The organism is Streptomyces sp. NPDC014995 (genome assembly GCF_043080745.1).
In the GTDB taxonomy this organism is placed as follows: Bacteria; Actinomycetota; Actinomycetes; order Streptomycetales; family Streptomycetaceae; genus Streptomyces.
The window spans coordinates 351,123-371,113 of sequence record NZ_JBIBVX010000002.1 but is presented as its reverse complement, the minus strand read 5'-3'; the positions used below and the strand labels follow the sequence as shown (position 1 = coordinate 371,113).

The window sequence follows — 19,991 nt, the reverse complement described above, 5'->3', positions numbered from 1 at the left end:
TCTCTAACGGAGCCGGGAGCCGTCGCCATGGGGCACTACAAGTCGAATCTCCGCGACATCGAGTTCAACCTCTTCGAAGTACTGGGGCGCGACAAGCTGTACGGCACCGGTCCGTTCGAGGAGATGGACGCCGAGACCGCGAAGAGCATCCTCGAGGAGCTGACCCGCCTCGCGGAGAACGAGCTGGCCGAGTCCTTCACGGACGCCGACCGCAACCCGCCGGTCTTCGACCCGGAGACCAACACCGCGCCGGTGCCCGCGTCCTTCAAGAAGAGCTACCAGGCCTTCATGGACTCCGAGTACTGGCGCCTCGGCCTGCCCGAGGCGATCGGCGGCACCACCGCCCCGCCGTCCCTGATCTGGTCGTACGCCGAGCTGATCCTCGGCGCCAACCCGGCCGTGTGGATGTACTCCTCCGGCCCGGCCTTCGCCGGCATCCTCTTCGACGAGGGCAACGAGGTCCAGAAGAAGATCGCCCAGATCGCCGTCGAGAAGCAGTGGGGCTCCACCATGGTCCTCACCGAGCCGGACGCCGGCTCGGACGTCGGCGCCGGCCGCACCAAGGCGGTCCAGCAGGAGGACGGCTCCTGGCACATCGAGGGCGTGAAGCGGTTCATCACGTCCGGTGAGCACGACATGTCGGAGAACATCCTCCACTACGTGCTCGCCCGTCCCGAGGGCGCCGGCCCCGGCACCAAGGGCCTGTCCCTCTTCCTCGTCCCGAAGTACCTCTTCGACTTCGAGACCGGCGAGCTGGGCGAGCGCAACGGCGTCTACGCCACGAACGTCGAGCACAAGATGGGCCTGAAGGCCTCCAACACCTGCGAGATGACCTTCGGCGACCGGCACCCCGCCAAGGGCTGGCTGATCGGCGACAAGCACGACGGCATCCGCCAGATGTTCCGCATCATCGAGTTCGCCCGCATGATGGTCGGCACGAAGGCGATCTCCACGCTGTCGACGGGCTACCTGAACGCGCTGGAGTACGCCAAGGAGCGCGTCCAGGGCCCCGACCTGGCGAACTTCATGGACAAGACCGCGCCGAAGGTCACCATCACCCACCACCCCGACGTGCGCCGCTCGCTGATCACGCAGAAGGCGTACGCGGAGGGCATGCGGGCGCTGGTGCTGTACACCGCCTCCGTCCAGGACGCCATCGCCGTCAAGGAGGCGAACGGCGAGGACGCCTCCACCGAGCACGCGCTGAACGACCTGCTCCTGCCGATCGTCAAGGGCTACGGCTCCGAGAAGGGTTACGAGCAGCTCGCCCAGTCGCTCCAGACCTTCGGCGGCTCCGGCTTCCTCCAGGAGTACCCGATCGAGCAGTACATCCGCGACGCCAAGATCGACACCCTCTACGAGGGCACCACGGCGATCCAGGGCCAGGACTTCTTCTTCCGGAAGATCGTCCGCAACCAGGGCGCGGCCCTGAACTCCCTCGCCGAGGACATCAAGAAGTTTTTGGCGCTCGGCACCGGCGGCGAGCAGCTCGCGGGCGCCCGCGAGCACCTGGCCAAGGCCGCCGTGGAGCTGGAGGCGATCGTCGGCCTGATGCTGACCGACCTCGCCGCCACCGAGCAGGACGTCAAGAACATCTACAAGGTGGGCCTGAACACCACCCGCCTGCTGATGGCCTCCGGTGACGTCGTCGTCGGCTACCTCCTGCTGAAGGGCGCCGCGGTCGCGGCCGAGAAGCTGGAGACGGCCTCCGCCAAGGACCAGGCCTTCTACACCGGCAAGATCGCGGCGGCGAAGTTCTTCGCGGCCAACGTCCTGCCGGGCGTCACCCTGGCCCGCAAGGTCGCCGAGGGCGTCGAGCTGGACCTGATGGAGCTGGACGAGGCCGCCTTCTAGGACCCGCCCCGGCGGCTGCCACAAACTCCACACCGTCCTCACGAGGGCCCGCTCCCTTCACCGGGAGCGGGCCCTCGTACGTCGTTAAGGTGAACCCATGAGCGAACCCTCCCGCTTCGACCGCGGCCACACCGACGACCTCATGTCCTTCCTGACGGCGAGCCCGTCGCCGTACCACGCCGTGGCGAACGCCGCGGAACGGCTGGAGAAGGCGGGTTTCCGGCAGGTCGCCGAGACGGACGCCTGGGACGGGACGAGCGGCGGCAAGTACGTGCTGCGCGGGGGCGCGATCGTGGCCTGGTACGTCCCCGAGGGCGCCGCGCCGCACACCCCCTTCAGGATCGTCGGCGCGCACACCGACTCCCCCAACCTTCGCGTCAAGCCGCTGCCCGACACCGGCGCGCACGGCTGGCGGCAGGTCGCCGTGGAGATCTACGGCGGACCGCTGATGAACTCCTGGCTGGACCGCGACCTGGGCCTGGCGGGCCGGCTGACCCTGCGCGACGGCTCGACCCACCTGGTGAACGTCGACCGCCCGCTGCTGCGGGTCCCGCAGCTCGCCATCCACCTCGACCGGGCCGTGTCCACGGAGGGGCTGAAGCTCGACAAGCAGCGCCACCTCCAGCCCATCTGGGGACTGGGCAACGACGTCCGCGACGGCGACCTGATCGCCTTCCTGGAGGAGGAGTCCGGGCTGCCCGCGGGCGAGGTCACCGGCTGGGACCTGATGACGCACTCCGTGGAGCCGCCCGCCTACCTGGGCCGCGACGAGGAGCTGCTGGCCGGGCCCCGCATGGACAACCTGCTGTCCGTGCACGCCGGCACGGCGGCACTGGCGGCCGTGGCGACCAGCGAGGCCGACCTGCCCTGCATCCCGGTCCTCGCCGCCTTCGACCACGAGGAGAACGGCTCCCAGTCGGACACGGGCGCGGACGGGCCGCTGCTGGGCAGCGTGCTGGAGCGTTCGGTGTTCGCGCGCGGAGGGTCGTACGAGGACCGGGCGCGGGCCTTCGCCGCCACCGTCTGTCTCTCCTCCGACACCGGTCACGCGGTCCACCCCAACTACGCGGAGCGGCACGACCCGACCCACCACCCGCGCGTCAACGGCGGCCCCATCCTCAAGGTCAACGTCAACAACCGGTACGCGACGGACGGTTCGGGCCGGGCGGTCTTCGCCGCCGCCTGCGAGAAGGCCGGGGTTCCCTTCCAGTCCTTCGTCTCCAACAACTCCATGCCGTGCGGCACCACGATCGGCCCCATCACCGCGGCCCGGCACGGCATCCGGACCGTGGACATCGGCGTGGCCATCCTGTCGATGCACAGCGCACGGGAGTTGAGCGGCGCGGACGACCCGTATTTGCTGGCGAACGCGCTGGTGGCGTTCCTGGAGGGCTAGCCCCACCTGCGCAAAGGCGTGCTCCCGCATGGGAGTTCCCCGCCGGGGTACCCGGATTCGGACACCGGAACGACCGGTAGACCGGACAGGGAGGCGACACTCATGGGCCTCGGCGGGTGCATCATCCTCATCGCCGTGGGAGCCATCCTCACGTTCGCGACCGACTGGGACATGCAGGGGGTCAACCTCGACCTGGTCGGCATCATCCTGATGATCGTCGGCCTGATCGGCGTGACGACCTTCAGCAGCATCGCCCGGCGCCGCCGGGTGATGGTGCCTCCGGCCTCGACCACCGTGGTCGAGACCGACCGGCACCACCGTGACGGATACAGCGACGGGTACGGCGTGTGACCACTGCCGGGATCAGGCGTCCAGGCCGGCCAGGACCAACGGCAGCCGGTCGGCGCCGTTCTCGGTGAGCAGTACCGGGACACCCCAGTCCTGCTGGTGGACATGGCAGGCGGGGTACTCGTTCGCGGGATCGTCGTCGCAGGACGCGGCCATCGCGGAGACGTGCAGCACCCCTTCGCCCACCTCCGGGTCGAGCTCCAGCGTGCGGGAGAGATCCGTGTCCGCACCGGCCCCCGCCAGCAGCAGGCCGGGCGGCGTGGAGGACACCAGGAGACGGGTGGAGGGGCCGTACCGCGTGTCCAGCTTCTGGCCTGTGGGCGCCTCGAAGATCACGTCCAACTCCAGCCTGCCGGGCGCCACTTCGGTGGCGGCGCGCCGGGTGCGGTGGGCGACGGCCGCCACGCGGACCGCCTCCTCCGGCAGGCGCAGACGGGTGAGCCGGTGACGGGCCGACTCGACGACCACGATGTCGTCGCCGACGAGAACGGCGTCGCTGGGCTCCCGCAGGTCCGTCGCCAGAGTCGTGACCTCGCCCGTCGCCGGGTCGTAGCGGCGCAGGGCGTGGTTGTAGGTGTCGCTGACGGCGACCGAGCCGTCGGGCAGCGCGGTGACACCCAGAGGGTGCTGGAAGAGGGCCTGGCCGGCGGCGCCGTCACGGTGACCGAAGTCGAACAGGCCGGTGCCGACGGCGGTGTGGACCCGGCCGTCGGGGTCGACCCAGCGCAGGGCGGAGGTCTCGGAGTCGGCGAGCCAGAGCCGGTCGCGGGTGGCCGCGAGCCCGGACGGCTGCGCGAACCAGGCCTCGGCGGCGGGGCCGTCCACCAGGCCCTCGTTGGTGGTACCGGCCGCCACCGCGACTGTGCCGGCGGCCGGATCGTACGTCCACAGCTGGTGGACGCCCGCCATCGCGATCCACACCTTGCCGCCGAACAGGGCCACGTCCCACGGGGAGGACAGATCGGTCCCACGGGCCGGCCCCGAGGTCGGTGAGCCCTGCCACCACTGCCTTCCGGTCCCCGCCAGGGTCGTCACCGCACCGGAGGCGAGGTCGACGCGGCGCAGGGCGTGGTTGACGGTGTCGGCGACGACGACCGAGGTGTCGTCGAGGAGGGCGAGGCCCTGCGGCTCACTGAAGGCGGCCGTGTCCGCCGTGCCGTCGGCGAGACCACGCGTCCCGGAGCCGATCCGGCGCACGACGCTCTCCCCGTCGGAGGCCAGCTCCACCAGTTGGTGCCGGGTGGTGTCGCTGACCAGGAACGTCCCGGACGGCAGCAGGACCGCCTTGCCGGGGAAGCGCAGCGCCGTCGGCTCCGGCTCCGGCGCCACGTACGGGCCGTCGCCCCGGCGCAGGGTGCCCTTGGCCTCGTGCTCGGCCTCCAGCTCCGTCACCAGGCGCTCGATGGCGTGCACATGCCCCTCGCCCGCGTGCTGCGCGACGACGTACCCCTCCGGGTCGATGACGACGAGCGTCGGCCAGGCGCGCACGGCGTACTGCTTCCACGTGGCGAGCTCCGGGTCGTCCAGGACGGGGTGTTCGACGCCGTAGCGCTCCACCGCGTCGACGACCGCCCGGTGCTCCGCCTCGTGCACGAACTTGGGCGAGTGGACACCGATGACGACCACCGTGTCCCGGTGCTTCTCCTCCAGCTCGCGCAGCTCGTCCAGGACATGCAGGCAGTTGATGCAGCAGAACGTCCAGAAGTCCAGAATGACGACGCGCCCTCGCAGGTCGGCGAGGGTGTACTGCTGGTCGCCCGTGTTCAGCCAGCCGCCCTTGCCGATCAGCTCGGGGGCGCGGACACGGGCACGGCGGCGGGTCGGGGACGGGTGTGCGTCGGTCATGGATCAAGGGTGCCACTCGCCACCGACAGTCACGTCAGCGCGTGCCCCGTGGTCGCGTCCACATGGTCCGGTACGTCGTCGTGGCGGTCGCCGACGGTGGAGGTGCCGGTCGGCTCGAACACCAGGATCTCGGTGGGCACGGGCGCGTACGGCTTGTGCTCGGTGCCGCGCGGGACGGTGAAGACGGCGCCCTTGGGGAGGGTCACCGTACGTTCGCCGCCGGCCTCGCGCAGGGAGATGCGCAGCTCGCCGTCGAGGACCAGGAAGAACTCGTCGGTGTGGTCGTGGACGTGCCAGAGGTGCTCGCCCTCGACCTTCGCGACGCGGACGTCGTAGTCGTTGACGGCGGTGACGATGCGCGGGCTCCACTGCTCCGAGAAGGAGGCGAGGGCGGCGGACAGGACGACGGGTTCTTTGGTCATGGCGTCATCCTCGGCAGTGGCGCCGGGTCCGCACGAGTGCTAGGAATCGCACATGCCGCAAGGATCCTCTCCGCCGCACCGGGTCGCCGTCATCGTCGACGAGGGCACCAACCCGTTCGAAGTCGGCGTCGCCACCGAGTTGTTCGGGCTGCCCCGTCCCGAACTCGGCCGGCCGCAGCCGCTCTACCAGGTGACGCTGTGCACGCCCACGCGCGCGGTGCGGATGAACCACGGCTTCTTCACGCTGACCGGCACGGCCGGTCTCGACGCCGTCGACACGGCGGACACCCTCGTCGTGCCGGGCCGGCCCGACAACGTCGTCCCGCGCGGGGACGACGTCCTGGACGCCATCCGGCGCACCCACGCGCGCGGGGCGCGCGTCATGAGTCTCTGCACGGGCACCTTCGCGCTCGCCGAGGCCGGGTTGCTCGACGGGCGCCGTGCCACCACCCACTGGATGTGGGCCGACGCCTTCCGGGAGTCGCATCCCGGGGTGCGGCTCGAGTCCGACGTGCTCTTCGTCGACGAGGGCGACGTGCTGACCGCCGCGGGCAGCGCGGCCGCGCTCGACCTCGGGCTGCACGTCGTACGCCGCGACCACGGCGCCGAGATCGCCAACGCGTTCTCCCGCCGCCTGCTGTTCGCCGCCCACCGCGACGGCGGGCAGCGGCAGTTCGTGGAACGGCCGGTGCCCGAGGTGCCGGACGAGTCCCTGGGGCCGTTGCTGGCGTGGGCGCAGGAGCGGCTGGGGGAGCCGCTGACGGTGGCGGACCTGGCGGCCCGCGCGGCGGTGTCGCCGGCCACGCTGCACCGGCGTTTCCGCGCGCAGCTCGGCACGACCCCGCTGGCCTGGCTGACGGGGGAGCGGGTGGCCCTGGCGTGCCGGCTGATCGAGCGCGGGGAGGAACGGCTGGACGTGGTCGCGGCGCGGTCCGGCCTCGGAACCGCCGCCAACCTGCGGGCGCGACTGCGCCGTGAGACCGGCCTCAGCCCGTCGGCCTACCGGCGGCGTTTCGGACGGGCCGCCGGGGAAGCGCTGACCGTATGAGATTCCTCGTACGCGACCGGATCCTCGGCTTCGGCGACGACTACTGGATCGAGGACGACCGCGGCAACCAGGTCTACCTCGTCGACGGCAAGGCGATCCGGATGCGGGACACCTTCGAGCTGAAGGACACCCGCGGGCGGGTCCTGATCGACATCCACCAGAAGATGTTCGCCCTGCGCGACACGATGGTGATCGAACGGGACGGCGAGCCCCTGGCGACGATCCGCCGCAAGCGGCTGTCCCTGCTGCGCAACCACTACCGCGTCTCCCTGGCGGACGGACGCACCGTGCTCGACGTCAGCGGCAAGATCCTCGACCGGGAGTTCGCCGTCGAGTACGACGGCGAACTGCTGGCCGTGGTCTCCCGGCGCTGGCTGCACGTGCGGGAGACGTACGGCGTCGACGTCGTGCGGGAGGACGCCGATCCGGCGCTGCTGATCGCGGTGGCGGTGTGCGTGACCCACCTGGCGGAGAAGGAGCGGGAGGACTAGGACCCGCCGCCGGAGGGCGTACGGCCGTGGCCGGCTGCGTGAGCCGGACCGTGCCCGTCCCCGCAGTCGCCTCCGGGTTCCCCTGGGCCCCCGGGTTCCTCGGGGTTCGGCCCGGACGGCGCCGGGGCGTCCTCCTGCGGAGGGGTGGGGGGTTCCGAGCCGGGGGTTTCCGTGGGGGTTTCGGTCGGGGTTTCGGTTGTCGGGTTGTCCGTTTCCGGATACTCCGTCCCCGTACCGGGGGTGTGCGTGTCGGGGGTGTCCGGAGTGTCGGGGGTGTCGGGGGTGTCCGGGGGCACTGCCGGCTCCGTGTCCGTCCCGGGATCTGTCGTGTCCGATCCGCCCGGTGCCGGTGCCGGTGCCTCGTTGACAGGGGGCTGCGGCGCGGGGGGCTTCGGCGCCGGGTGCTCCGGCTCGTTCTCCGTTTCTCCGGGTTGCGCGGGTTCCGCGGGTTCCGCGGGTTGCGGCTCCGTGTCCCCGGGAGCGGGTTCCGCCGACGGGGGCGGAGGCGTGTCCTCCCCCGGCCTCTCGGTCACGTCCTCGCCCGTCGTTCCCGTCCCGCCGGTGCCCGTCACCGGCTCGGATGGGGCGGGCGTTGTGGTGGACGCGGCCGTGCGGGTGTCCGTGCGAACCTGCTCGGCCTCCCCGCTCCCGGCACCCCCGCCGGAGCCACCGTCCTCGGCCATCTCGGCGGGAACACCGACGCCGTCCTCCCCCGGTCGCGCCACAGGCGCCTCGGTCACCGGAACCTCGGTCACCGGAACCTCCGCCACCGGAACCTCCGCCACCGGCGACTGCGCCACCGGCACCCTTCCCGGCATGACGGGCGAGGCGTCGGCCGAGCCGAGGGCGAGGCAGATCGCCACGGTGCCCGCGACGGCCGCGCCCACCGCCACGGCGGTCTGCGTCTTCGCGCCACCGGTGGCGGCATGGCGCACCCCGTGCAGCAGCCCGCCGCCGTGCCCGCCCGCCGCGGTCGCCGTGGTCACCGCACCGGCGGACCCCGCGGTGAACGACAGCAGGAACCGGCCCGCCCCGCCCAGCGCGAAGACCAGCAGGGCCGGACCGACCAGCGCGGGCAGACGGTTGTTGGCGCGCATCAGGACCGCGAGCCGCCCGCGGCAGTCGTCGCAGGCGTCCACGTGGCCGAGCAGCCGCTCGGACTGCCGTGCCGTCGCCGCACCCCGCACGTACGCGGGCATCCGGGCGCAGTGCACCTGGCAGGCGGGATCGTCCGGGACACCGGTCTGGGTGCTGAGGTAGGCCTGCCGCATGCCCTCGCGGGCGCGGTGGAGCAGGACCGCCGTCGCGCCCTGCTTGGTGCCGAGCTGCGGCCCGATCGCCGCCAGCGGCTGACCCTCCGCCTCCGCCAGCCAGAGCGCCTTCACCCACCGTTCGGGCAACTGCCCCAGCACCCGCTTCAGCAGGTCGACGGAGGACACCTGGTCGGCGGGGTCGTCCCCGTGCGTGCCGGCCGCGGCGGGCGCCTCGTCGGTCTGCGGGTCGCGCGGTGTCTCCCGGGCGGCGCTCCCGGCGGCGATCGCGAGGTGCCGGACCGTCGTCATGAGATACGCGGGCACGTTGTCGATGTCGTGCCCCGCGGACAGCCGTCGCCACACCCGGAAGTGCGCCTCGGCGACGAGGTCCTCGGCGACCCAGGCGTTCCTGGTGAGCGAGCGCGCGTACGCGACGAGACGGGGCTGCTGCTCCTCGTAGATCCGGGCGTACGCGGCGGTGGAACCATCGTTCATGGCAGCAAGGCTCCCGTTGCCTGCGAAGGGGGCGATGAGTTTGTCAGCGTAGATGGCGAAACTTTCAACTACAGTTGCGGCAGCCTCGAAAGGTGATGCAGGTCACGCCCATTGCCGTCGTCATCGCGTAATGCGCGGCGCTCCGCACGGTCGAGAGGGCATACCGGCCCATGAATCGGAGACCGACCGTGCACATCACCCTGGACCAGCCCCTGGGCGCCCGCCTGATCACCCGCGATCAGGAGGTCGCGGTGCCCGTCACCCTGCGCTACACGTCCGACGACCCGCTCGCCGTGCGGTTCGTGTTCCCGGGCTGCGCCACGCTCGACGGCGAGACGGCGACATGGACCTTCGCCCGCACGCTCCTGGAGGAGGGACTGGACGCGTCCTCCGGTGTGGGCAGAGTGCACATCTGGCCGTGCGGGCCGTCCCACACGATCGTGGAACTCCACGCGGCGGAGGGCGTGGCCATGCTCCGTTTCGACTCCGCCGCGCTCCAGCGCTTCCTCCGGCGGTCGTACCGCGTGACCGAACCGGGCGGCGAGTTCCCCGGCACGGCCCTGGACCGGGGCCTGGCAGCCCTGCTCGACGGCGTATGAACCGCCTGCCCGTTCGGTGTATGAATCCGCTTGCCCGGCGCCGTACGAGCCGCTTGCCCGGCGCCGTACGAGCCGCTTGCCCGACGGCCTACGAGCCGCCTGCCCGACGGCGTGTCAACCGCGCCGCCCGGCGGCGTACGAGCCGCAGCGGCCGTCGGCAGGGGCCGCTCAGTGCCGGGGAGGCCGCAGTCCCAGTACCCGGTCCTTCAGGGCCGGGAACTGATCCCGGGTCGTCGCGACCTTCGCCGGATCGAAGTCCACCGTGAGCACCTGCTCGCCGGGACCGGCCTCCGCGAGCACCTCGCCCCACGGATCGACCACGATCGAGTGACCCGCCTGCGGAACCCCGGCGTGCGTCCCGGCCGTTCCACACGCGAGCACGAACGCCTGGTTCTCGACCGCCCGTGCCCGGGCCAGCAGCGTCCAGTGCGCCCGCCGGCGCTCCGGCCAGCCCGCCGGAATCACCAGGGTCTCGGCGCCGGCGTCGACGAGGCCGCGGAAGAGTTCGGGGAAACGGAGGTCGTAGCAGGTGGCCACACCGAGGGTGGTCCCGGGGAGCCGTACCGTCACGAGTTCGCTTCCCGCGCCCATCAGGACGGCCTCGCCCTTGTCGAAGCCGAAGCGGTGGATCTTGCGGTAGGCGACGGCCAGATCACCGGAGGGGGTGAAGACGAGCGACGTGTTGTAGAGGGGGCCGTCGGGGTCCCGTTCCGGGATCGAGCCGGCGTGCAGCCATACGCCCGCGTCGCTCGCGGCCTTGGCCATCGCCTCGAAGGTCGGCCCCTCCAGCGGCTCCGCCTCGCTGCCGAACTCCTCGTAGGCGAACGCCCCGGTCGTCCACAGCTCCGGCAGCACCACGAGGTCGGCGGCACCGGCCTGCTCGCGCACCAGCGAGGCGATCCGCACCCGCCGCGCTTCGACCGATTCGCCCTCTTCCACGGCGATCTGGATCAGAGAGGCGCGCACACTACCACCGTCCTGGCATTCGAGCCGTCCACACGGGCCTACGATCGTCACACGAAAGCACTGCCGGGGTGCCTCACAGCAGCGTAACTTAGCGTTTCAAGACACCCGCCGACAGCCACCTCCCGCTGGCAACGCCGCCATCACCTGCCCGCCCGTGTACCGACCGCCGAGGGGTCCCGTTCCGTGAGTCTGCATCCCACCCTCCAGCCCTACGCCGACGCCTGGACCCATTCCATCGAAGCGATATCCGAGCTGGTGCAGCCACTGGTGGAGGCGGAGTGGAACCGCCGCACTCCGTGCCCGGGCTGGTCGGTGCGCGACATCGTGTCGCACGTCATCGGACTCGACTGCGAGATGTACGGCGATCCGCGACCCATCCACTCCCTCCCGCGCGACCTGTTCCACGTCACCACGGACCTCCAGCGCTACATGGAGATGCAGGTCGACGTCCGCCGCCACCACACGGCACCGGAGATGACGTCCGAGCTGGAGTACACGATCATCCGCCGCAACCGCCAGCTGCGGAACGAGTCGCGCGACCCCGGCACCAAGGTGCGCGGCCCCCTGGGCACCGAGCTCACCCTCGAGGAGTCCATGCGCAACCACGCGTTCAACGTGTGGGTGCACGAGCAGGACCTGCGCGCCTCCCTGGGCCGCCCCGGCAACCTCGACTCCCCCGGCGCGCACATCACCCGTGACGTGCTCCTCGAGGCGCTCCCCGCCGTCGTCGCCGGCAAGGCCGACGCCCCGCGCAGCTCCGCGATCGTCTTCGACGTGCACGGGCCCGTCGAGTTCCTGCGCACGATCCGGGTCGACATCCAGGGCCGCGGCACCCTCGAGACGGTCCCCGCCCTCGGGCCCGCCGCCTCCTTCACCCTCGACTGGGAGACGTACGTCCGCCTCGCCTGCGGCCGGGTGACCCCGGAGGCGGTCGCCGACCGGGTCAAGGCGGAGGGTGAGCCGGAGCTGACGGCGGCGATCCTGCGGAACTTCGCGGTGACGCAGTAGCGGTACGACGCACCGGCGATACGACGCACCAGCGGTGCGACGCAGGAGCGGTAAACGGAGGCGGGCCCGTCGTGAGTGTCACGACGGGCCCGCCTCCGTGAAGCGTGCCGACGTCAGCTGATCTTCGCGTAGCCGAAGTTGATGAGCTTCTTCACGTCCGTCGTGCGGTCGGCCGCGGTGGGGGAGGTGAGGACCGCGCCCATGACCGACTTGCCGTTGAGCGTGGCGGCGAAGACGAGGCAGTACTTGGCCTCGGTACCGGAACCGGTCTTCACACCGAGCGTGCCGTTCCAGCCGAGAAGGGTGTTGGTGTTCGTCCACGGCGCCATCGTGCGCGTCGCACCGGTCTTGGTGATCGTCTTGGCCGTGTACGACTTGGCCTTCACGACGGCCTTGAACGTGGTGCTCTTCATCGCGCTCCGGGCGAGGAGCGTGAGGTCGCGCGCCGTCGAGTAGTTCGAGCCCTTGCTGATGCCGTCGAACGAGTCGAAGTGCGTGTGGGTCATGCCGAGCTGCTTCGCCTTGTTGTTCATCTTGGCGATGAAGTTGCTGACGCGCGCGGCCCGGGTGGTACCGGTGCCGAACTTGTCGGCGAGGGCGTACGCGGCGTCGCAGCCCGACGGCAGCATCAGCCCGTACAGCAGCTGACGGACGGTGACCTTGTCGCCGACGATCAGCTTGGCGTTGGAGGCGTAGTTGTTGGCGATGATGTAGTCGCTGTACGCCTTCTGGATGGTGACCTTGGCGTCCAGGTTCAGGTTCGTCTGCGAGAGCACGACCTTCGCAGTCATGATCTTCGTGGTGGAGGCGGTGAGCCTCTTGGTGTCGGCATACTTGGCGTAGAGAGCCTTGCCGGTGGCACCGTTCATCACGAAGCCGCTCTTGGCGGTGATCGTGGGCACCGTGACAGCCTGTGCCGGCGCCGCGGTGAGGCCACCGGTGACGAGCACGGCGCCAGTCGTCACGGCGACGGCAGCGGCCCTGCGGACACGGAGGCCCTTGCTGGCGGTTATCAACTGAAATACCCCGATTACGTCGAATGCCCCTACGGTGCGGCCGAGTTGAAGGGGAAAGCAGATGGGGCCGCATGTGTGTGACACGTAAGTAGCACAGAAGGTTGTGCGTCCGCTGCGGGGAAATTCTCAATTCCCCCTCCCGTCCCCCCTGCCGGTGATCTTCGTCCCCCGGGCGGCCCCTTCCCGGTCCGGATGGTGGACGCGGGGCACCCATGCGTACGCGTTGTATCTATCCTGTGGACATGCCTTCCGCCCCGGCGCCCGCCCCCGTCAAGCAGCCACCCGCCGCCGACCGCGTCTACGCCCACGTCAAGCAGGGCGTCCTCGACCGCCGTTACGAGGGGGGCACGCTCCTCACCGAAGGCGAGCTCGCCGAGGCCGTCGGGGTCTCCCGCACACCCGTGCGGGAGGCGCTGCTGCGCCTGGAGGTGGAGGGGCTGATCAAGCTCTATCCGAAGAAGGGCGCGCTGGTCCTGCCGGTGTCCGCGCAGGAGATCAAGGACGTGGTGGAGACCCGGCTGCTGGTGGAGGAGCACGCGGCGCGCAAGGCCGTACCCGCCCCGCCGGGGCTCATCGAGCGGCTGGAGGAGCTGCTCGCGCAGCAGAAGGCGCAGGCCGCCGCCGGCGATCTGGCCGGGGCCGCCGTCACCGACCGCTGCTTCCACGCCGAGATCGTCCGCAGCGGCGGGAACGAGATCCTGTCGCGGCTGTACGACCAACTGCGCGACCGGCAGCTGCGGATGGGCGTCGCCGTACTGCACTCCCACCCCGACCGGATCGCCAAGACCCTCGTCGAGCACGAGGAGATCCTGGAGGCGCTGCGCTCCGGTGACGCGGAGACGGCCGTCGGGCTCGTCCACCGGCACGTCGGCTGGTTCTCGCACCTGGCGCGGGGGGAAGTGCGATGAGGCCGGGCAGGCCGGTGAGCAACTCCACCCTTCCGGGTGACCCGCCCGGCGGACGGCGCGCCGTCGCCGTCTGGGGGATCGGTGTCTCCGTCTACTTCGTCGCCGTCATCTTCCGTACGTCGCTGGGGGTGGCCGGCCTCGACGCCGCCGACCGCTTCCATGTGAACGCCTCCGCGCTGTCCACCTTCTCGATCCTCCAACTGCTGGTCTACGCGGGCATGCAGATACCCGTGGGTCTGCTCGTCGACCGGCTCGGCACCAAGAAGGTGCTGGGCCTCGGCGTCGTGCTCTTCACGGCCGGGCAGCTCGGGTTCGCGTTCTCGCCGTCGTACGGCATGGCGCTCGCCTCGCGGGCGCTGCTCGGGTGCGGTGACGCGATGACCTTCATCAGCGTGCTGCGGCTCGGCACGCGGTGGTTCCCGGCCCGGCGCGGGCCGCTGGTCGCGCAGTTCGCGGGGCTGGCGGGCATGGCGGGCAACCTCGTCTCCACGCTGGTGCTGGCGCGGCTGCTGCACGGGGTGGGATGGACGGCGGCCTTCGCGGGGAGCGCGCTCGCGGGCGTCGTGGTCCTGGTGCTGCTGGTGCTGTTCCTGAAGGACCATCCGGAGGGGCACGAGCCCGAGCCCTTCCCCCACCGGGGGGCCGCGTACGTGCGGCGGCAGATCGCCGCGTCCTGGCGGGAGCCGGGGACGCGGCTGGGGCTGTGGGTGCACTTCACCACCCAGTTCCCGGCGATGGTGTTCCTGCTGCTGTGGGGGCTGCCCTTCCTCGTCGAGGCGCAGGGGCTCAGCCGGGCCACCGCCGGGGAACTGCTCACCCTCGTCGTGCTGTCCAACATGGTCGTCGGACTCGTGTACGGGCAGGTCGTCGCCCGGCACCACGGGGCGCGGCTGCCGCTCGCGCTCGGGACCGTCGGGGCGACCGCGCTGCTGTGGGCGGCGACGCTGGCGTATCCCGGTGAGCACGCGCCGATGTGGCTGCTGGTGGTGCTGTGCACCGTACTCGGGGCGTGCGGCCCCGCCTCGATGCTCGGGTTCGACTTCGCACGGCCGGCGAATCCGCCCGAACGGCAGGGAACGGCGTCCGGGATCACCAACATGGGCGGGTTCGTCGCCTCCATGACGACGCTCTTCGCGATCGGCGTCCTGCTGGACGCGACCGGGGGTGACTACCGGATCGCCTTCTCCGCGGTGTTCGTGCTCCAGGCGCTCGGGGTGAGTCAGATCCTGCGGTTGCGGAGGCGGGCTGCTCGACGGGAGCGCGAGCGGCTGACAGCGAGCCGGGTGTCTTCCGTGCACGTCCCCGTGTGACGGGGGCGGTGTTGAGGTCGGGTCCCGGGGGCTCCCTTCCCCGGCCCCGCTTCACCCCGCCGACCCACCGACCCACCGACCCCCCGCGCCGTCGTACCCGGCCGGGCGGAACGGTTGCCCACCAGGCGGTTCCAGGCCGGCGCGGTCCTGGTACCGACCGGCCACGGGGGCCGCGTCGGGGGAAGCGGTGCCGCCGGGCGGGCAAGGGGGAGCCGTCCGCCCGGCGGGCTGCGGCGGTTCGTCGGCGGTGCGGGGGACGGGCCGGTGTGCGGTTCGTCGGCGGTGCCGGGCACCGGCCGGGGTGCGGCCCGGGCGCCGGCCGCCGAAACCCGGTTGTCCGCACACCTGTACGGCGTCTACCGTCGGGGCCCATCGACGTGTAGCTCAGCAGCAGAGCACCGGGCTCTCAACCCGGAGGGCGCGGGGGCGGAACCCGCCACGTCGGCTCCACGACGTGTAGCTCAGCAGCAGAGCACCGGGCTCGGGACCCGGAGGGCACGGGGGCGGAACCCGTCACGTCGGCTTATGAACCACGACGCTGACCAGCAGCACCTCGTAGAGGCGAACCCGGGCTACGCGTCCGGCCAACTGGCCAAGGCGCTCAGGACCGCCCACACCCACCGGGACCCCGACACCCGCCACCGCGCGCGGGAGAAGAGCCGCGCCTGGCGGGCCGTCCTCGCCGGCATGGCGAACGGCCTGCTCGCCATCGGCTCCCGCACCCCGGTCGCCGGGCTGCCCGCCTGGGTGACGCCCGAGGTCGTCCGCGGCGGCTTCGCCACCGGCACACCCGCCGCCGGCGGTCCGCTGCACCCGTACGAGACCGAGGTCGCGCGGCAGGCGGGCATCCCGGAGGACCGGCGGGCCCTGTTCGCGTACTGGCTGTCCGAGGACGGGCTGAGCCGGCTCTACGACCTGCTGGACAGCGGACGTTACGAGGTGACCGTCCCCGAGGAGGCCGCCCTGCTCACCGTCGCCTGGCTCGCCCGGGCCGGGGAGACGGACGCGGCCCTGGAGCTCGTCGAGGAGCTGGCCCCCTTCGCGGACCGCCTGCGTTTCACGCCGCCGCCCGCCGACCGCCCCGCACCCGGCGCCGACGCGGTGCACCGCCGTACCGTCGACGACGCCTGGCACGACCTGGACCGGCGCCGGCCGAGCCGGGCCGTGGAGACGCAGCGCGAGGCACTCGCCGTCTGGCAGCCGTTCGGGGACGAACTGCTCGCGCACTGGCTGGAGACGGCCGAGGACGGGCAGGGCCCGACGGTCCTGACGCGCACGCCCGACGACGCCTGGCACGAGCGGGGCGCCGCCCTGCTGCGCCGCTACCGCGACCTCGCCCGCCGGCACACGTACTGCACCAAACACCTGAACCCCAAGCAGAACCTGGCGATCCTGCGGGGCGCCCTGGAGGAGACCGTCGCCGGGCGCCCGCTGGACGCGCGCCGGCTCGGGCTGCTGCGGCACGCGGTCACGTCCATGGTGCGGCGGCGCGGTCTGCCCGGCTCCCCGGAGCTGACGGCGCTGCGCCGGGAGCAGGCCGCGCAGGCGGCACTGCCCTCGCACCACGCGCTGGCCCAGCTCGTGCTGCGCCGGCTGTCCGGGCTGCCGCAGGAGGAGGGCGTCGCCGAGGTCGAGCCGCTCCTCACCCCGGTGAGCGAGGAGGAGGCGCGGGAGACGGGCCTGCCCGCGGGGGCGGCGATCCCGCGCGCCCTGCGCCGGCCCGTCGAGGCCGCGCTGAGCGCGCCGCTCGGCACGCTGGTGGAGCGCGGTGTCGTGCCGTCGGCGGAGGTGCTGGCCGAACTGGTCCCGCAGCTCGTCGCCGCCACCACCGCGCAGGCCTACACCGAGGAGTCCCTGCGCACCCTGGCCGCCGCCCACTACCGCGCCTTCCGCAACCGCCGTTCGCTGCTCCTGCTCAACCTGGAGCGGCAGGTGCGGGTGGAGGAGCTGCCGTGGGTGCGGGCCGTGGCCGGACGGCGCTCCGACACCGAGGCGGGCGAGGTGTCCGCCCTCGCGCTGCGGCAGCTCGGCGAGCTGGCCGTGCAGGCGTTCCCCGGCACGATCCTGCCCAACCCCCTCGTCCGTGAACTGTCCGTCCTCGCCCGCGAGGCCGACCTGGGCGCTCCCCTGGTCGAGGAGCTGGCCGCGGACATCTTCATGGGCACGTTCACCCCGAAGTTCCTCACCGCGGCACGCATCGCCGCGGAACTCCTCGGCGGTGGTTCGCTCTACGAGCGCTACTACGCCATCGACTACGGGGCCGTACGCAACCTGGCGATCTCCGAGGCCGGCGAGGCGCAGACCCGGACGGTCCGGCCCCGGACCTCACCGGCCTTCGCCAAGCTGTGCGCCGAACGGGCCAGGGCCTCCTCGTCCCGCACGCGACGGGAGTCCGGGTCGGTCGCCGCGAACGGCACGGTGATCGAGCAGGCGCAGATCCTCACCACGCACAACCTCGCCACCCTGGTCCACCGGGTCGGCATCGCCCCGGCCACGGGCTGGGAGGACCTGGCCCGCCGCGGCTTCGACACCGTCTGCCGCCTGACCGCCCGCGTCCACGGCAACCCGCGTCCCCTGGCCACCATCAAGGACGCCGCCTACGCCTGGCGCCAGACGCTGTTCCACCTGTCCCTGTGCACCCCGCAGGAGCAGGAGCGCACCCTGGCCTGGCTGTCCGAGGAGATCGACCGCCGCCCCGGCCATGTGGCGACCCGCCTCGCCCCCGCCCTCACCGGCCTGCGCCAGGTCGCCGAGGGCGGCTCGGCGGAGGAGGGCGAGGGCCGACGCCTGCTGGGCTGGAGCACCGGGGGCCACTGGATGCGCGCAGAGCCCACACCGACCCGGTGAGCACCTCAGCCGGCTCGTGAGGTCACTGCACGGGCCTTGGGGATGCCCAGGTAGCAATGTCCGGCCGCGAAGAGCCCGGGAGCCGCGCCCGGCCTCGACGTGTCGAGAGCCGGGCCCGGCCTTGGGGAGCGCGGACCCACGCCCGACTCGAAGAATTCGGTAGCCCCGCCCAGCCTGGGTCAGTCGGAAACCGCGCCCTGCCCTGGCGAGCCCGGGATCCACGTCCGGCCTTGGCGAGCCCGGATCCACGTCCGGCTCGAAGAATCCGAAAGCCCCGTCACAGCCTGGGGCAGTCGGAACCGCGCCCTGCCCTTGGGGAATTCGGATCCACGTCCGACTCGAAGAACCCGGAAGCCCCCCAGCATCGGGCAGTCGGAAACCACGCCCTGCCCATGGCGAGCCCGGGATCCACGTCCGGCCTTGGCGAGCCCGGATCCACGTCCGACTCGAAGAATCCGAAAGCCCCACCCAGCCTCGGGGAGTCCGAAGCCGCGCCCTGCCCCTGGCGAGCCCGGAAGCCCCGTCCAGCCTCGGGAAGTCCGAAGCCGCGCCCTGCCCTTGGCGAGCCCGGAAGCCGCGTCCGGCCGTGGGGAGCCGCGTGCCGTCCGGCGGCACGCGGCTCCCTCAGGTCGTCCAGGTGGACCCATGTGGCCGAGTGGCCACAGTCGCGCGGGTCATCCTGGTCATCCGGGTCGCCCGGGGCTCACCCCCAGGTGATCAGCCTCTTCGGCTGCTCGAGAATCGCCGCCACGTCCGCCAGCACCTTGGAGCCCAGCTCCCCGTCGACGAGACGGTGGTCGAAGCTCAGCGCGAGCGTGGTGACCTGACGCGGCTTCACCTTGCCCTTGTGCACCCACGGCTGGAGCCTGATCGCGCCGACCGCGAGGATCGCGGACTCGCCGGGGTTGAGGATCGGCGTGCCGGTGTCGACGCCGAAGACGCCGACGTTGGTGATGGTGACCGTGCCGCCCTGCATGGCCGCCGGGGACGTCTTCCCCTCACGCGCCGTCGCCACCAGCTCGCCCAGCGCCTCGGCGAGCTGCGGCAGCGTCTTGTCGTGGGCGTCCTTGATGTTCGGCACGATCAGACCGCGCGGGGTCGCGGCCGCGATGCCCAGGTTCACGTAGTGCTTGCGCACGATCTCCTGGCCGGCCTCGTCCCAGGACGCGTTGATGTCCGGGTTGCGCTTGATGGCGACCAGCAGGGCCTTGGCGATCAGCAGGAGCGGGTTGACCCGCAGGCCCTGCATGTCCTTGTCCTGCTTGAGCTCCTCGACCAGCTTCAGCGTGCGCGTGACGTCGACCGTCACGAACTCGGTGACGTGCGGCGCGGTGAACGCCGACCCCACCATCGCCTGAGCGGTCGCCTTGCGCACTCCCTTGACGGGGATACGGGTCTCGCGAGCCGCGTCGTACGTGACCACCGGGGCCGGGACGGCGGCGGGAGCGGCGGCCGGGGCCGGCGCGGGGGCGGCCGTCGGGGCGGGCTGCGGTGCCGCCGACGGCGCGGGCGCCTCGGCCGGGGCCGCCGCCGCGTGGACGTCCTCGCGCGTGATGATGCCGTCCGGGCCGGACGGGACCACCGTCGCGAGGTCCACGCCCAGGTCCTTGGCCAGCTTGCGCACGGGCGGCTTGGCAAGCGGGCGGGGCCGGTCCACGGCCGCGGCCGCGCCCTGGGCCGCCGCTCCGTGTCCGTTCAGCTCCGCCTGGACGGCCGCGGCGGCCGCCGATTCCTGGGCCGGGATCGCCGCGGCCTTGCGCGGCCGGCGCTTGGTGGAGGAGGCGGCCACGCCGTACCCGACGAGGACCGGCTGACGGCCGGAACCCTCCGCCTTGGGCTCGGCGGGCTTCGTCTCCGCTGCCGGGGCCGCTGCCGGGGCCGACGCCGTGGCCGGCGCCGGGGTACCGGCGGGCGCGGCGCCGCCCGCCACGTCCACCGCGATGATCGACGTGCCGACGTCCACCGTGGTGCCCTCGGGGAAGTGCAGCTCGCGGACCACGCCGTCGTAGGGGATGGGCAGTTCGACGGCGGCCTTGGCGGTCTCGACCTCGCACACCACCTGGCCGTCCGTCACCGTGTCCCCGGGCTGGACGTACCACTTGAGGATCTCGGCCTCGGTGAGTCCCTCGCCCACGTCGGGCATCTTGAACTCGCGTACGGACGCTTCCGTCATCGTCGTCACGAC

Annotated in this window: 16 protein-coding genes and 2 tRNA genes; 12 read left to right on the top strand and 6 right to left on the bottom strand. The window is 72.1% G+C overall.

Annotation, left to right across the window (positions count from 1 at the left end; translation table 11 throughout):
* Positions 1 to 27: 27 nt before the first annotated feature.
* The 3 genes from ACF1A1_RS06070 (at position 28) to ACF1A1_RS06060 (ending at position 3,601) form a co-directional block, all read left to right on the top strand.
* Positions 28 to 1,854: an acyl-CoA dehydrogenase gene (locus ACF1A1_RS06070; protein WP_391645908.1), complete on the top strand. Its 1,827-nt coding sequence runs from the start codon at positions 28 to 30 to the stop codon at positions 1,852 to 1,854.
* 97 nt (positions 1,855 to 1,951) lie between these two features.
* Complete coding sequence (locus tag ACF1A1_RS06065; protein WP_391645906.1) at positions 1,952 to 3,250, top strand: M18 family aminopeptidase; 1,299 nt, start codon at positions 1,952 to 1,954, stop codon at positions 3,248 to 3,250.
* Between the two features lie 102 nt (positions 3,251 to 3,352).
* Positions 3,353 to 3,601 (top strand): DUF6458 family protein, encoded by a 249-nt coding sequence (locus ACF1A1_RS06060; protein WP_391645904.1) that lies wholly within the window; start codon positions 3,353 to 3,355, stop codon positions 3,599 to 3,601.
* Between the two features lie 12 nt (positions 3,602 to 3,613).
* Here the strand turns inward: ACF1A1_RS06060 and ACF1A1_RS06055 are convergent, their stop codons facing one another.
* Positions 3,614 to 5,443 carry a thioredoxin-like domain-containing protein gene (locus ACF1A1_RS06055; protein WP_391645902.1) on the bottom strand — a complete coding sequence of 610 codons (1,830 nt, stop codon included), beginning with the start codon at positions 5,441 to 5,443 and terminating at the stop codon, positions 3,614 to 3,616.
* Positions 5,444 to 5,472: 29 nt separating this feature from the next.
* On the bottom strand, positions 5,473 to 5,865 hold the full coding sequence (locus tag ACF1A1_RS06050; RefSeq protein WP_391645900.1) for a cupin domain-containing protein: 393 nt from the start codon (positions 5,863 to 5,865) through the stop codon (positions 5,473 to 5,475).
* A 52-nt stretch (positions 5,866 to 5,917) separates the two neighbouring features.
* Here ACF1A1_RS06050 and ACF1A1_RS06045 point away from each other — a divergent pair, with 52 nt between their 5' ends.
* A complete protein-coding gene (locus ACF1A1_RS06045; protein WP_391645899.1) occupies positions 5,918 to 6,913 on the top strand; it encodes a helix-turn-helix domain-containing protein in 996 nt (331 codons plus the stop codon).
* Positions 6,910 to 7,404: an LURP-one-related/scramblase family protein gene (locus ACF1A1_RS06040; RefSeq protein WP_391645897.1), complete on the top strand. Its 495-nt coding sequence runs from the start codon at positions 6,910 to 6,912 to the stop codon at positions 7,402 to 7,404. Before ACF1A1_RS06045 ends, ACF1A1_RS06040 begins: the two co-directional genes overlap by 4 nt.
* Here ACF1A1_RS06040 and ACF1A1_RS06035 read toward each other — a convergent pair.
* On the bottom strand, positions 7,401 to 9,152 hold the full coding sequence (locus ACF1A1_RS06035) for a sigma-70 family RNA polymerase sigma factor (protein ID WP_391645895.1): 1,752 nt from the start codon (positions 9,150 to 9,152) through the stop codon (positions 7,401 to 7,403). The two genes, ACF1A1_RS06040 and ACF1A1_RS06035, sit on opposite strands and share 4 nt — an antisense overlap.
* Before the next feature lie 188 nt (positions 9,153 to 9,340).
* On the opposite strand from ACF1A1_RS06035, the gene ACF1A1_RS06030 reads away from it, so the two are divergent.
* On the top strand, positions 9,341 to 9,751 hold the full coding sequence (locus tag ACF1A1_RS06030; RefSeq protein WP_391645893.1) for an SsgA family sporulation/cell division regulator: 411 nt from the start codon (positions 9,341 to 9,343) through the stop codon (positions 9,749 to 9,751).
* A 168-nt stretch (positions 9,752 to 9,919) separates the two neighbouring features.
* On the opposite strand, the gene ACF1A1_RS06025 is transcribed toward ACF1A1_RS06030, so the two are convergent.
* Entirely contained in the window at positions 9,920 to 10,717 is a 798-nt protein-coding gene (locus ACF1A1_RS06025; RefSeq protein WP_391645891.1) for a carbon-nitrogen family hydrolase, read from the bottom strand.
* Between the two features lie 183 nt (positions 10,718 to 10,900).
* Between ACF1A1_RS06025 and ACF1A1_RS06020 the strand changes: the two genes are divergently transcribed.
* Positions 10,901 to 11,725: a maleylpyruvate isomerase family mycothiol-dependent enzyme gene (locus ACF1A1_RS06020; RefSeq protein ID WP_391645889.1), complete on the top strand. Its 825-nt coding sequence runs from the start codon at positions 10,901 to 10,903 to the stop codon at positions 11,723 to 11,725.
* A gap of 113 nt (positions 11,726 to 11,838) precedes the next feature.
* On the opposite strand, the gene ACF1A1_RS06015 is transcribed toward ACF1A1_RS06020, so the two are convergent.
* Entirely contained in the window at positions 11,839 to 12,741 is a 903-nt protein-coding gene (locus ACF1A1_RS06015; RefSeq protein WP_391645887.1) for a D-alanyl-D-alanine carboxypeptidase family protein, read from the bottom strand.
* 242 nt (positions 12,742 to 12,983) lie between these two features.
* Here ACF1A1_RS06015 and ACF1A1_RS06010 point away from each other — a divergent pair, with 242 nt between their 5' ends.
* The 5 genes from ACF1A1_RS06010 to ACF1A1_RS05990 all read left to right on the top strand — a co-directional run bounded on the left by ACF1A1_RS06010 (position 12,984) and on the right by ACF1A1_RS05990 (position 17,806).
* A complete protein-coding gene (locus tag ACF1A1_RS06010; RefSeq protein WP_391645885.1) occupies positions 12,984 to 13,649 on the top strand; it encodes a GntR family transcriptional regulator in 666 nt (221 codons plus the stop codon).
* Between the two features lie 14 nt (positions 13,650 to 13,663).
* The gene (locus ACF1A1_RS06005) at positions 13,664 to 14,959 is read left to right on the top strand and encodes a nitrate/nitrite transporter (protein ID WP_391645883.1); all 1,296 of its coding nucleotides are present in this window, start codon (positions 13,664 to 13,666) and stop codon (positions 14,957 to 14,959) included.
* Positions 14,960 to 15,332: 373 nt separating this feature from the next.
* Positions 15,333 to 15,404: transfer RNA gene (locus ACF1A1_RS06000), tRNA-Glu, on the top strand.
* Between the two features lie 5 nt (positions 15,405 to 15,409).
* Positions 15,410 to 15,481 (top strand) — tRNA-Pro (locus tag ACF1A1_RS05995).
* A gap of 3 nt (positions 15,482 to 15,484) precedes the next feature.
* A complete protein-coding gene (locus tag ACF1A1_RS05990) occupies positions 15,485 to 17,806 on the top strand; it encodes a hypothetical protein (RefSeq protein WP_391645881.1) in 2,322 nt (773 codons plus the stop codon).
* Between the two features lie 703 nt (positions 17,807 to 18,509).
* Here the strand turns inward: ACF1A1_RS05990 and ACF1A1_RS05985 are convergent.
* Positions 18,510 to 19,988, bottom strand: coding sequence for a dihydrolipoamide acetyltransferase family protein (locus ACF1A1_RS05985; RefSeq protein ID WP_391645879.1), 1,479 nt, complete (start codon positions 19,986 to 19,988; stop codon positions 18,510 to 18,512).
* Positions 19,989 to 19,991: the final 3 nt, after the last annotated feature.